13 protein-coding genes are annotated in these 12,722 nt (G+C 45.7%); 11 read left to right on the top strand and 2 right to left on the bottom strand.

What is annotated here, in order from left to right; all coding sequences use genetic code 11:
* The first annotated feature begins 60 nt into the window (after positions 1-60).
* From glmU to WAO38_RS09280, 11 genes are all read left to right on the top strand, one after another.
* On the top strand, positions 61-1,359 hold the full coding sequence (gene glmU / locus WAO38_RS09230; RefSeq protein ID WP_422236441.1) for a bifunctional UDP-N-acetylglucosamine diphosphorylase/glucosamine-1-phosphate N-acetyltransferase GlmU: 1,299 nt from the start codon (positions 61-63) through the stop codon (positions 1,357-1,359).
* A complete protein-coding gene (gene coaBC, locus WAO38_RS09235; protein WP_422236443.1) occupies positions 1,359-2,627 on the top strand; it encodes a bifunctional phosphopantothenoylcysteine decarboxylase/phosphopantothenate--cysteine ligase CoaBC in 1,269 nt (422 codons plus the stop codon). Before glmU ends, coaBC begins: the two co-directional genes overlap by 1 nt.
* Positions 2,624-3,301, top strand: coding sequence for a polyprenyl diphosphate synthase (gene uppS / locus WAO38_RS09240; protein WP_422236445.1), 678 nt, complete (start codon positions 2,624-2,626; stop codon positions 3,299-3,301). Before coaBC ends, uppS begins: the two co-directional genes overlap by 4 nt.
* The gene (locus tag WAO38_RS09245) at positions 3,301-4,050 is read left to right on the top strand and encodes a prepilin peptidase (protein ID WP_422236447.1); all 750 of its coding nucleotides are present in this window, start codon (positions 3,301-3,303) and stop codon (positions 4,048-4,050) included. The genes uppS and WAO38_RS09245 overlap by 1 nt, the downstream gene beginning before the upstream one ends.
* Positions 4,043-5,065 (top strand): LptF/LptG family permease, encoded by a 1,023-nt coding sequence (locus WAO38_RS09250; RefSeq protein ID WP_422236448.1) that lies wholly within the window; start codon positions 4,043-4,045, stop codon positions 5,063-5,065. Before WAO38_RS09245 ends, WAO38_RS09250 begins: the two co-directional genes overlap by 8 nt.
* Entirely contained in the window at positions 5,062-5,790 is a 729-nt protein-coding gene (gene truA, locus WAO38_RS09255) for a tRNA pseudouridine(38-40) synthase TruA (RefSeq protein ID WP_422236450.1), read from the top strand. Before WAO38_RS09250 ends, truA begins: the two co-directional genes overlap by 4 nt.
* A gap of 387 nt (positions 5,791-6,177) precedes the next feature.
* Complete coding sequence (htpG, locus tag WAO38_RS09260) at positions 6,178-8,058, top strand: molecular chaperone HtpG (protein WP_422236452.1); 1,881 nt, start codon at positions 6,178-6,180, stop codon at positions 8,056-8,058.
* Between the two features lie 125 nt (positions 8,059-8,183).
* Positions 8,184-8,873: a hypothetical protein gene (locus WAO38_RS09265; protein ID WP_422236454.1), complete on the top strand. Its 690-nt coding sequence runs from the start codon at positions 8,184-8,186 to the stop codon at positions 8,871-8,873.
* A 232-nt stretch (positions 8,874-9,105) separates the two neighbouring features.
* Positions 9,106-9,510, top strand: a complete 405-nt coding sequence (locus WAO38_RS09270) for a DUF350 domain-containing protein (RefSeq protein ID WP_422236456.1) — start codon at positions 9,106-9,108, stop codon at positions 9,508-9,510.
* A gap of 213 nt (positions 9,511-9,723) precedes the next feature.
* Positions 9,724-10,254: a hypothetical protein gene (locus tag WAO38_RS09275; RefSeq protein WP_422236458.1), complete on the top strand. Its 531-nt coding sequence runs from the start codon at positions 9,724-9,726 to the stop codon at positions 10,252-10,254.
* A gap of 38 nt (positions 10,255-10,292) precedes the next feature.
* A complete protein-coding gene (locus tag WAO38_RS09280) occupies positions 10,293-11,549 on the top strand; it encodes a hypothetical protein (RefSeq protein WP_422236460.1) in 1,257 nt (418 codons plus the stop codon).
* Positions 11,550-11,628: 79 nt separating this feature from the next.
* Here WAO38_RS09280 and WAO38_RS09285 read toward each other — a convergent pair whose 3' ends face one another.
* Entirely contained in the window at positions 11,629-11,814 is a 186-nt protein-coding gene (locus WAO38_RS09285; RefSeq protein ID WP_422236461.1) for a hypothetical protein, read from the bottom strand.
* Positions 11,815-12,149: 335 nt separating this feature from the next.
* Positions 12,150-12,440, bottom strand: a complete 291-nt coding sequence (locus WAO38_RS09290) for a hypothetical protein (protein ID WP_422236463.1) — start codon at positions 12,438-12,440, stop codon at positions 12,150-12,152.
* Positions 12,441-12,722 lie beyond the last annotated feature (282 nt).

Consider the following 12,722-nt stretch of genomic DNA (forward strand, 5'->3'; position numbering starts at 1 on the left):
ATCTCGATTAAATTAATGGAAATTTGATAAGATTACAGCAATTATTCTACAGGAGATTTTATGAGCCTCTCAATCGTGATCCTCGCCGCCGGAAAAGGGAGCCGTATGAAGTCGCCTAAAGCGAAAGTGCTTCATAAAATCTGCGGGCGCGAAATGCTCTATTACAGCATCAAAGCCGCTCGTGAAATTACGGATGACGTCATTGTCGTCATCGCACATCAAAAAGAAGCGGTCATCGCCTCAATGGAAAAATATTTTGACGGCTTGACCTTTGTTACCCAGGATGCCGATAATTTTCCCGGCACCGGCGGGGCAATGATGGGAATTTCCCCGAAATATGAAGACGTGCTGGTCCTTAACGGTGATATGCCCCTTATTCAGCGCTCTTCGATCGAAAAGTTTCTCGCGAATCCGGCGGATATCGTCATGTCGGTCATCCCTCTGGACAACCCCTCAGGCTATGGTCGTGTCATTATCGAAGACGGCCAGGTGCAGCGGATCGTTGAAGAAAAAGATGCCGACGAAGCCGAAAAAAAGATCCAAACGGTCAATGCAGGAGTCTATGCGTTCAAGCACCACGTTTTGCAAACCTATATTCCGAAGCTCTCCAATGCCAATGCCCAAGGAGAATACTATCTCACCGATGTAATCGCCCTCGCGCGCAATGACGGCCTTAGCATATCGCCTCTCAACGTCGAAGAGGTCGAGTTTAAAGGGGTCAATTCCAAATTCGACCTCGCGCAATCCGAATCGATCATGATGGAGCGTCTCCGAAAAGGGTGGATGGATTCGGGTGTGATCATGCAGCTTCCCGAAACGATCTATCTCGAAGAGGGGGTTCGATTTGAGGGGGAATGTATCGTAGAGAACGGTGTCCGCCTCTGCGGCAATTCACTCATCGTCAATTCCCATATCAAAGCCCACAGCGTCATCGAAGAGAGCATCATCCGCGATTCGGACGTCGGACCGCTTGCCCATATCCGTCCCCAAAGCCAGCTCGACGGGACACACATCGGCAATTTCGTTGAAGTAAAAAAATCGACGCTCAACGGGGTCAAAGCCGGTCATTTGAGCTATCTCGGCGATGCAACGATCGGTTCAGGGACCAATATCGGTGCCGGAACCATCACCTGTAACTATGACGGAGTCAATAAATATCAGACGATTATCGGCAAGAATGTCTTCATCGGCAGTGACACCCAGCTCGTCGCCCCGGTAGAGATCTCGGACAATGTCATGATCGCCGCAGGAACGACCGTCACGTCCGGAAATTACGAAAGCGACATTCTTCTCCTCAGCCGTACACCGATCAAAAAAATCCCCGGATTTTTTACCAAATTTTTCAAAAAAGATAAATAATGCAGATACCTACCAATCTCCTCAGCGGCAAAAAAATCCTTCTCGGTGTGACGGGATCCATCGCAGCGTATAAATCACTCGAACTCCTCCGCTTGTATATCAAAGCGGGCGCAGACGTACGCGTCATCATGACCCCTGCCGCCAAAAAATTTGTCGCACCTCTTTCGTTCGAAGCCCTCAGCCGCAACAAAGTGCTCGACGATACCAACGAATCCTGGGCGGATGATTTCAACCACATTAAAATGGCTTTATGGGCCGATTTGTTTGTCATCGCCCCCGTTACGGCCAACACCATTGCCAAGCTGGCCAACGGCATTGCTGATTCGATCCTCACCCAATGCGCACTGGCCTATCCGGGGATGAAACTCATCGCCCCCTCAGCCAACACCAACATGATCCACAACCCGATGATCCAGGCATCGCAAAAGATGCTTGCCATCGCCAATTACGAGATCATTGCCACCCAGACCAAAGAGCTGGCATGCCAAGTGACCGGCGATGGCGCCATGGCAGAACCTCTGGAAATTTTCTGGCACAGTGCCCGGAACCTGCTCCAAAGCGATTTTTGGACTGACCGCCGTGTTATCGTCACCGGCGGAGGGACGATCGAAAAACTCGATGACGTCCGTACGATCAGCAACCGTTCCAGCGGGAAAATGGCCTCAGCCCTTGCTACGGCACTTTTTCTCAGAGGGGCCGATGTCAATCTCATCGCTACCCGATTTGAGGGTGATCTCCCCGCATCTATCCATACCATCGATGTGGAAAGTTCCGATGAGATGGGAGAATATCTCACTGATTCGATCCGTATCGCCAAAAAAGGGAAACTTTCCAAACCCTCTCTTATCCATGATGAGCCGATCGCACTGATTCAAAAAGAACCTTATCTTTTTATGGCTGCGGCGGTGAGCGATTACGTCCCGGTACATCCCCAAAACGGGAAACTCAAAAAAGAGATGCTGGGTGAGCATTGGAACATTGCCATGAAACAAAATGTTGATCTGCTCGCAACCTGCAACAAAGAGGGGATCAAAACCATCGCATTTAAAGCCGAAACCGATCCCTCCGTTGCAACACAAAACGCCCAAAACCTTTTGGAACGCAAAGGGGTCAATGCCGTTTGTCTGAACATTATCAATGAGGGCAACCCTTTCGGCAGCGATTCCAACCGTATCGATTTTATCACCGCAGAAGGCTCTGTCTCCCTCCCGACTAACGATAAACTCACCCTCTCTCTTCAGCTTTTGGATGAAGCGGCGCGCGTATGAGCAATCAGCCCCGCCATATCGCGATCATCATGGACGGAAACGGCCGATGGGCTGAAAAAAGAGGGAAAAGCCGTACGGCCGGACATGAGCAGGGAGCCGAAACCGTGCGTGCCGTCACTACTTTCTGCGCCCGCCACAGTGAAATCGATCGTCTCAGCCTCTATGCCTTCAGTACCGAAAACTGGAAGCGTCCTAAAATCGAGGTGGAATTTTTGATGAAGCTTCTCGAACGCTATCTCAAAAGCGAACGTTCCACCTACCTCGAGGGGAATATCCGCTTTGAGCCGATCGGAGATCTGTCAATGTTTTCCGCATCGCTGCGCAAAGTCATCGATGATGTCCAAAACGCGACATCGGGATGCAGCGGCCTGATTCAAAGCCTCGCGCTCAACTACGGAGGACGGGACGAAATCGTCCGGGCAGTCAACTCTTTGAGAGAAAATGGTACGATTACGGTTGAAATGTTGGGATCGGCACTCGATTGCACCCACGATATCGATTTACTGATCCGTACCGGAGGAGATCACCGTCTCTCGAATTTCCTCCTTTGGCAGGCGGCCTATGCAGAGCTGTTTTTCACCGATACCCTCTGGCCGGAGTTTGGTGCCGATGAGCTTGAAACGATTATCAAAAAATTTAAAACCGTTGAAAGACGCTTCGGAGGATTGAACTGATGGAATTGATCTATGTCTTCATTTTAGGATCGGCGATCGGTTCCTTTTTGAATGTTTTGATACTGCGTACCCCGCGTGATGAGAGCGTTTCGTTTCCCGCTTCCCACTGTATGAGCTGCAATACCCCTTTGCGTATCTGGCACAATATCCCGATCCTTTCCTGGATTTTTTTACGCGGAAAATGTGCTTTCTGCGGTGAAAAAATATCGGTTCAATACCCTTTTATCGAATTTCTCAGCGGGATCATATTTGTCTTAAGCGCCCTCAAACTCGGCCTCACGTTCCAGGCCTTTGGGGTGGCGTTAACCTTTGATCTGCTCCTAGCCCTCTCTGTAATCGATTTCCGCTATAAAATGGTCCCCGACAGCATCAATCTCTCCGCCCTCACCGTCGCGATGCTCAGTGCCGTCTCACTCGAACAGCTCGGCTACAACATTACGAATGCCCTGCTGTTTGCCGGAGGGTTTACCCTGCTCCGTTTTTATCTCTCCTACGCCATCAAAAAAGAGGCGATGGGGGAGGCCGACATTATGATCGCTGCGACAATGGGTGCCTTGCTGGGGGTCCAACTGGGACTGGTCGCAATCTTTTTGGGTGCCGTGTTAGCCCTCCCCGCGTTATTGCTGACCCAAGGGGAAACAGAGGATTCCAAACAGCTCCCGTTTATCCCCTTTTTAGCGATGGGATGCTGGATCGTACTGATGTTTGACACAACCGTTACCGTATATTTGGCAGGTTTGTATGGATAAATTACGCCGCTACCTCCTCTCAAACCTTTCATTACTGTTTTTTTCGATCTTCTTGCCGCTGTTCGCGATCGCGTCGGTTATTTTCATGATCAAACTCGCCACCTATACGGCAGTTATCCAGCTCTCGCTTATAGAGATGGGGAAACTCTATCTGTTCGTCCTTCCCGAACTGCTGTTTTTTACCCTCCCTATCGCGTTTGTCATCGGGGCCGCGCTGACCCTCTACCGGCTTTCCAACGATAACGAAATGGTCGTCGTTTTTTCATTGGGGATATCTCCGATGTTTATCGCCAAAGTTTTGTTCAAACCGGCTTTCTTGCTCACCGTACTCTTGTTTGTCGATTATTTGGTCGTCACCCCGTATATCAAGATCATTTCCAGCAATTTCGTCGACCATAAAAAAGCCGAAGCCAAATTTAACCTCACCGCTTCGGAGTTTGGGCACAGTTTCGGCGACTGGATGCTTTTTATCAACAGCAGCGATTCCGAAAACCGCAAATTCGGGGATGTCGTCCTCTTTAACAAAAAGATGAAAGACGAGACCCTTATCATCTCTAAAAAAGCCGAACTTATCAATAACAAAGGGGTATTGCAGCTTAAACTCGATGATGGAGAGAGCTACAGCTACGAAGACAATCTTTTCCGAAAAATGGTTTTCCGTATTGCCTATATCAATGACGTCATGGACACGGACGAGACGATTTACCGAAACGTCATCGATTACTGGACAAACGATGAACTGCGTGCACGAAAAGACCAAAGGCTGATCACCAACTCTCTGATGAGCCTCTTTCCGACGATCTCCCTCTTTTTGGTCATTGCCCTCGGGATCGTCCACGCACGCCACCAGAAACGGTGGATCTATCTGTGGCTCTTTCTCTCCATTATCGCCTTTTATTCTGCCGCGATCATCACCCAGCAATGGATCGGATTTCATGCCATCTGGGTCGTTACCCTCCTATGGCTGATCGTCACCTACGCCTTTTATCAGCGCCTTGTCGGAAGACGCTTTTGAACCGTGCCAAAATCACGCTGAGCTACAACGGCTCGGCATTTATGGGTTCCCAGCAGCAGCCCACGACCCATGAGACGGTCATCGGAACCCTCCTCATCGCCCTGAAACGGCTCAAGATCAACACGGCTCCCAAAGGCTCGGGCCGAACCGACCGCGGCGTTCACGCCACCCATCAGGTCATGCACATCGATCTCCCCCACTTTTGGACTGATCTTCAGCGTCTCAAAGAGATGCTCAACCTCCAGCTCCCCTCTTCGATGCGAATCTTGCGTATCGAGTTTGTGGACAGTGAGTTCCATGCCCGCTACAGTGCCAAAAAACGCATTTACCGCTACATCATCAAAGAGGGAACGACCAACCCGTTCGAAGACAATTTCGTCAGTTTCGTCCCCAGCCTCAACCGCGAGGTGATCACCGATGCGATCTCATGTTTCGAAGGGACCCATAATTTCGAACTCTTCAAAAAAAGCGGAAACGATATGGATCATTATGTCCGTATCATCTACCGCGCCTATGCCTACAGCCACAAAGGCTATTTCATCCTCGTCTTCGAAGGAAACGGTTTTTTACGTTCGCAAATCCGCCTGATGGTCGGTTTTTTGCTCCGTATCTCTTCGGGGAAAGCGACGAAAGAACAGCTTGTCGAGCAGTTAAACTGCGTGAAGCGCCACTCTACGGATATCGCGCCGCATAATGGTCTATACTTAACCCACATCAAATATTAAATCTACTTTTTTTAAAACTTATGTACTTTTCTCTTTAGCGAGAAAAGATACCAAAAGAGCATACCGTGATCCAAGAACGCTTCGCTCCTCTCGGCACTTCTGCCTTCGGAGCGGCTCTAGGTAATGGATCACGGGAATTTTTAAAATAATAATGCCCTCACACCACACCAAGAGCAAGGTCGCGTGCCGTAGGGCAAACGCGTACCGCCAGCGTTCTGGTGTGAGGGCGATTTTCTTTTGTTTCTTTTCTTGTTAAAAAGAAAAGAAAGAGAAGAAGAAAAAGTAAGTTTAGTCTTACACACTAAACTTACTTGACACTACTTGCATTATTAAAACTATTTCGTTAAAATCACAGTTCAAAATATTACACCTAAAGGAATTAGTCACATGGCAAAACATCAGTTCCAGACTGAAGTCTCACAAATCTTGCATTTAATGATTCACTCTTTGTATTCCAACAAAGAAATCTTCGTCCGTGAGTTGGTTTCCAACAGCTCCGACGCCCTCGACAAACTTAACATGCTCGTCCTCACCGACGAAGCGTACAAAGGGGTTGATTTCGCTCCGCGTATCGACATCATCATCGACAAAGAGGCCAAAACCCTCACCATCGCCGACAGCGGTATCGGGATGAACGAAGCGGATCTCGTCGAGAACCTCGGAACCATCGCGAAATCAGGAACCAAAGCGTTCTTGGAAAAACTCTCAGGCGACCAGAAAAAAGATTCCAACCTGATCGGTCAGTTCGGTGTCGGTTTCTACGCATCGTTCATGGTCGCGGACAAAGTCGAAGTGATCAGCCGCAAAGCCGGAGAAGAGAACGCGTACAAATGGTCTTCCATGGCAGGATCTGAGTATGATATCGAACCTGCAGAACGTGCTTCTCACGGTACGAGCATCATCATGCACCTCAAAGACGATGAGAGCGAATTCCTCGAAACTCACCGTATTGAGAGCATCATCAAAAAATATTCCAACCACATCCCGTTCCCGATCTTTATGGACAAAGAGGAGTGGGTAGCACCTGCCGAGGGTGAAGAAAAAGGTCACAACGAAGTCGTCAACAAGCAAATCAATAAGGCTAACGCCCTTTGGACGATCAGCAAAAACGACATCAGCGAAGAAGAGTACAAAGACTTCTACTCCAGTATCGCGCACGACTCCTCCGAGCCGTTACTATGGATGCACAACAAAGCCGAGGGAGCGTTAGAGTACACCACCCTCTTCTACGTTCCGGCTAAAGCGCCGATGGACTTGTACCGCGTCGATTACCAAAGCGGTATCAAACTCTACATCAACCGCGTCTTCATCACCGACGATGAAAAAGAGCTTATGCCGACGTACTTGCGCTTCCTTCGCGGGGTGATCGATTCTGCCGACCTTCCGCTCAACGTCAGCCGTGAGATCTTGCAGAGCAACCGCGTCATGGCGAAGATCAAAAACGCATCGGTCAAAAAAGTGCTCGGCGAACTCGCAAAAGTGGCTGAAAACGACACCGAAAAATACGACGCGTTCTACAAAGAGTTCGGAAACGTCCTCAAAGAGGGTCTTTACAGCGACATGGGCAACCGTGAGCGTATCCTAGAGCTTCTCAAACTCAACACCCTGAACGCTGCCGAGCCGGTCATGTTCAGCAAATTCGTCGAGGGTGTCGACGCCGAGAAAAAAGAGATCTATTACATCAGCGCGAAAATGTCTCTCCAAATGCTCAAAAACTCTCCGTCTCTAGAGCGTTTCAAAGCAAAAGGGATCGATGTTCTCGTCCTCAACGAAGAGATCGATACGATCGTATTCCCGATGGTAACCGAGTACAACGAGTATAAATTCGTCAACGTCACCGATGCCGTCCTCGAAGAGTCCGAAGAGGAGAAAAAAGAGCACGAAGAGAAAGCCAAAGGTTTAGAGGGCTTCGTCGGACAGCTGCAAAACGCTTTGGGTGAGAACGTATCGAAAGTCGAAACGACCTTTGATCTCACCGACTCTGCCGTATGTCTGAAAGTCGACAAAGAAGACCAAGGGTACATGATGGCGCAGATGATGAAACAGTTCGGTCAAATGGGCGGGGATTTCCCGGCTCCGAAACCGATCCTGCAAATCAATCCGAACCATGAGTTGATCAAAAAACTCAGCGATTCAGCGGATATGAACCTCATCGACGATGCGGCGCATGTTCTCCTAGACCAAGCGAAACTTTATGAAGGTGAGACGCTTGCCGATACCGCTGGGTTTATCGCGCGTCTTAACCGTATTATGGCGAAAGCGCTGTAATTTTTCTTCAACTTCAAACTTTTTCCCGCACATGCGGGAATCCACTTCCTGAAATATTTTTCATTAAAATAATAGATTTAATTGTTTATAATTATTCCATTTAAAGCATTGGAAATTTTGATATTATGAAAAAAACCAAAAAGCATATCATTGAGAATTTAAAACCTATGTCTCTATATCTTGATGATATAGAAAAATTGGTAGAAATGTTTAAAGAGGTCAGTAATGAACTTTACATTGAATTTGATAGCTACGAATTAGAAAACATTAGTGAAATACAATTGCTTAACATCGAATCAACCAATAAAATGAAACTTATATCTAGGAATCCATATATTTCTATTGAGTTTTCTAACAATGGGATAGGTCTTTATTCAGATGATGATTCAGCAATTCAAAAAGGATGTATTGCAAAAATAAAAGATTATTTATCAAACAAAAATCGAAAATTTACATATATATACCACTCTTCAATATTAAGTGGTGGTGCTATTGGGTTAAGTCTTGTACCATTAATCATAAATATGAAAAATGGAGATCTTTCCAAAATTATTTTTTATTCTATGTTGCTCCTTCTTGCACTTTTGTGGTCATTTTTTGGGATGAGGGATCAATTTAGAAATTACTCTATAATTTATGCAAAGCCACGTAATGCAAGCCCAAACTTCTTACAGCGTAATAAAGACCAAATTATTGTTGCATCAATAGGTGCATTCATCGGGATAGCTGGAACACTGCTGATAAATTATATTAACATTAGTCAATCAGTAAGTTCTTCTAACATTCATGACTTGAATGCAAGTATCAAAAAATAACTATTCTTTCCCTCGTTCCCAACGTCCTCGTTGGGAATGCAGACTGATGCTATACACTCCCAAACTGGAGCTTGGGAGCGAGTAAGGGCACAAGCGTACCGCCGGCGTTCTGGTGTGAGGGCGCTTTTCTTTGGGACCCTTTCTTTACTAAAAAGAAAGGGTTGTATCGGTTCTCTCCCTCGGCGTTAACGCTTTTTCGCTACCATTCTAAAAACCATACGGAAGGATCTTTATGTTCCTCGATTACTTTCTCTCTTTTGGCCTCTACTTCGCGACCGCAGTGGGCATCATGACCCTCTTTTTGTTCCTCTACGCCCTCGTCACCCCCTATGACGATTACGCCATGATCTTCGAGTCGAACAACACCGCTTCGGCGCTCAGTTTCGGCGGCGCGGTTCTGGGACTGTGTATCCCCCTATACAGCGCGCTGGTCCACAGCGTCTCCTATAGCGATTTCGCCGCATGGGCGGCGGTGGCCATGGGGATTCAGCTGCTGCTGGCCTTTGGCCTGACGCGCCTGCGCGGCCGCTTCAACGTTAAAAACCACATCGAAAATGGCGACGTCGCCGTGGGTGCGTTCATGGCATTTCTCTCCCTCTCCCTCGGCCTCGTCAACGCCGGATCGATGAGCTACTAAAAAAACAGGGGTCAGGTATTCAATCTTCACTTTTTCATAACTTATGATTCCTGTGTTTAACAGGAATTATCCTCTATCTTCCCTCGTTCCCAACGTCCTCGTTGGGAATGCAGACTGATGATATACACGCCAAAACATTTAAAATTTAAAAAAATTAAAAGAATTTTTATTTATAATATTTCACAAAATCTGTGTTGATCAATAGGAATATTTATGAAACAACTTAAAAAAGATATAAAAAATGGCATAGGTAAAGATGAAGCGTTTACAAAGTTCATCAGTAGAAATGGCGATCAAAAAAAAGGTTCACGTGTTCTATCCATCTTTCCTGAACAGCTATACGCTGAAAAATATTCTACAGCAAATAAAATTTTGATGACCATTTATGGGTTATTAACTCTTGTTGGTTTGCTTGGATTAGGTGTTCAATTTATGCATTTACCACTGACATGGTTTCTTTTTTTGCTTACAATTGGTTTTCTATTGCCTGCGTTAGTGCTGTATCTACTCTACAAAAAAAATGCCGGAGCGTATATGTTTCTTGCATTCTTACTTGTCAAAGGTATGTTAGATTTACTTCGCCAAAATGATCAGACAACAGTTTTAATCGGATTTGCGATTAATGCTGGATTATTGATTTTCGTCGTCATACTGAAACAAAAAATGTTTCCATATCAAAACTTTTTTAATACAAAAAAAGATACAAATGGTCTTTATATATATAAAGACCCTGTTACTGCATAATATATAAATAGTTATTTCAATGACGAATGGAGATATAAATGAAAAGTAGACTACAACTTATTCTTAACCGTATTTTTCAATCTGTAATGATCGTGAGTAGTGTATCTTTCACTGCAGGCGCTGAAACAGACATAGCAATTCTAACACAAGAAAAAGCCAAACTTGATCTTGAAGTAGCAATTGAAAAGAACAAAGCAGATATTGCTGAATATAAGAAAACTCAGCATGAAGCAGAAATGCTTTCTGACCTTACAATTAAGCAAAAAGAGGCTGAAGCAAAAAAAGCTGAAGCTGAAGCAGAAAAGGGGGAAGCTCTTGCAAAAATTCCACCTACTAAAATTGAAGCATTATCAGGATCGCTCGACATAAAAAATTTTGGGAGTGCAGGATTAATCGTTGCCGTTGATGTTGCAAAGTCGCTTGCACCTTCTATTTGTAAAGTAATTGACGATAATGAAACTGCACTGATCTATGACGCACAGACATTTGCCAATATTACTTCTGCAAATTTTCTATCCCTTCAACTGGAGCTGTACCAAAAAGCTCTCAGTAACTCACTTAAAGAAGTAGATAGTAATATTGGGAAAAGATTTCTTTCTGAAATTGGAATGGGTGCTGTCGTAGCTACAGGTACTGCAAAGGCTGTTGCTGATCTTGCATCACTATTCAAAACAAATATTACTGTTACCAAAACAGATTTTCCTGAAGCCAAGTCATTATTACTTACTGCTATGGCTAGTAATTGCCCGAAAAAATTAATTAGCTTAGGGATTGGTTATTCAGGAGAACTTGATACAACAGAATTCATGAGTTTACGAGACAAAGCGCTTAAATTAATTGGTGACAGAGGACGATTAGACGTACGACTATCCGAGATAAAAAAGCGACTTGAAAAAGAAAAAGACCCAGCAAAAAAGAAACTTTTACAAACACAATATGATGACCTCGCAGCTGTGGGAAAGCTTGTCGATGGGTTTATTGCTATTATCAAGCCTAATGAGATAAGTGATAAATCTCCACTTCCAATAGCCGCCAAATTTCTTGCTTTAGCAAAGCGATCAGCTAATTCAAAGATTCTTGATATTGATCTTAAACTTGAAGGGCTTTCAATCGTCAAAGAAAACATCTTTACTGGACAGCATCTTAGACTAAGCGCTACGGCAATAGCTTGGTATCGTTTGCAGGATCGTTCAGGAGAAATTATTAAAGCCGGTGTTTTAAGAAAAATTGAAAAGCCAGTACAAATAGATCTTAGAGGTAATGACGCTGAAGATTCATTCTGGTCAAAAGAATAAGGCAAAAAAATTATGCTCAGGTATTCAATCAATAACCTGTTCCTATTTTTTGTGCGCTTATACCTCACATCAGCGTTGTTTAGAAATCCCGTTCTAAAAAATCCGAATCATTCAAAACATGAGCATTCGCACTGTTCGGCATAGAGTGTTTCGGTACGGTGGCAAATCCTTCCAGCTTGCCGCATGAGGGACATTTTCCCCCATCCAGCTCCGCTATCATCTCCACATCGATCACGAAATCGCACGCCTGACAAAAAAACTCCATACTGTACCCCTTTTGGTTTTCTAGAGTAGCACATGCATTCGCTATTCTAATACTCTATATTCCGCCAAAAACTTATGTACTTTTCTCTTTAGCGAGAAAAGATACCAAAAGAGCATACCGTGATCCAAGAACGCTGCGCTCCTCTCGGCACTGCTGCCTTCGGAGCGGCTCTAGGTAATGGATCACGGAAATTTATCTATAATGTTGCCCTCACGCCACACCTAGAGCAAGGTCGCGTGCCGGAGGGCACAAGCATACCGCCAGCGTTCTTCTGGTGGGAGGGCGCTTTTCTTTTCGTTCTTTTCTTTACTAAAAAGAAAAGGACATATCAACACCTACACAAACGTCACGTTCTGTGCATAGACCCGCTTTAGATCTTCTTCGTCCAGTCCGTCGATACCGTGGACGAAACAGCACGGTTTCTCTTTGATCTGTTTATGGATCTCCCAAAATGCCTCTCTGTTTTCGACGATATAGACATTTTCGGCATACAACGCCTTCAGCGGCAGACCGATACATCCGTGCGCGAGGGTGATCGTGAGCAGTTCCATCATCTCGTTGTTGATCGTGATCCCTCCGTTGCCTTTGAGCAGTATGACCTTCGGGGGCGTGCTGTTTTGTGCCATGGAGAACCTTTTTCACTCCGATATTCATTTACCGTTCCAGCGGCCATTGGCATAGTACATATTTTGCATTACGATAAAAGACCTTTTTATCCCACACAGGAGAGAGAGTATGCAAGAATACACAAGCGCCATCGAAGATGAAGAATGGATCATTTGGAACAGCACTCTGGGTATCCGCGATTTTGTGACGATCGGCCGTATCGACACCGCTGAGTGCGTCGCCTGGCTGGAGGCGCCCTATGATATGGTGGGACCGTTTTCTCTCGATGAGCTGACGACGAA

The organism is Sulfuricurvum sp. (assembly GCF_049277495.1).
Lineage (GTDB): Bacteria > Campylobacterota > Campylobacteria > Campylobacterales > Sulfurimonadaceae > Sulfuricurvum.

What these genes read in the sequence shown, in the direction of transcription:
- glmU (WP_422236441.1), top strand. Translation starts at nt 61, where the DNA reads ATGAGCCTCTCAATCGTGATCCTCGCCGCCGGAAAAGGGAGCCGTATG.
- coaBC (WP_422236443.1), top strand. Translation starts at nt 1,359, where the DNA reads ATGCAGATACCTACCAATCTCCTCAGCGGCAAAAAAATCCTTCTCGGT.
- uppS (WP_422236445.1), top strand. Translation starts at nt 2,624, where the DNA reads ATGAGCAATCAGCCCCGCCATATCGCGATCATCATGGACGGAAACGGC.
- WAO38_RS09245 (WP_422236447.1), top strand. Translation starts at nt 3,301, where the DNA reads ATGGAATTGATCTATGTCTTCATTTTAGGATCGGCGATCGGTTCCTTT.
- WAO38_RS09250 (WP_422236448.1), top strand. Translation starts at nt 4,043, where the DNA reads ATGGATAAATTACGCCGCTACCTCCTCTCAAACCTTTCATTACTGTTT.
- htpG (WP_422236452.1), top strand. Translation starts at nt 6,178, where the DNA reads ATGGCAAAACATCAGTTCCAGACTGAAGTCTCACAAATCTTGCATTTA.
- WAO38_RS09265 (WP_422236454.1), top strand. Translation starts at nt 8,184, where the DNA reads ATGAAAAAAACCAAAAAGCATATCATTGAGAATTTAAAACCTATGTCT.
- WAO38_RS09270 (WP_422236456.1), top strand. Translation starts at nt 9,106, where the DNA reads ATGTTCCTCGATTACTTTCTCTCTTTTGGCCTCTACTTCGCGACCGCA.
- WAO38_RS09275 (WP_422236458.1), top strand. Translation starts at nt 9,724, where the DNA reads ATGAAACAACTTAAAAAAGATATAAAAAATGGCATAGGTAAAGATGAA.
- WAO38_RS09280 (WP_422236460.1), top strand. Translation starts at nt 10,293, where the DNA reads ATGAAAAGTAGACTACAACTTATTCTTAACCGTATTTTTCAATCTGTA.
- WAO38_RS09285 (WP_422236461.1), bottom strand. Translation starts at nt 11,814, where the DNA reads ATGGAGTTTTTTTGTCAGGCGTGCGATTTCGTGATCGATGTGGAGATG.
- WAO38_RS09290 (WP_422236463.1), bottom strand. Translation starts at nt 12,440, where the DNA reads ATGGCACAAAACAGCACGCCCCCGAAGGTCATACTGCTCAAAGGCAAC.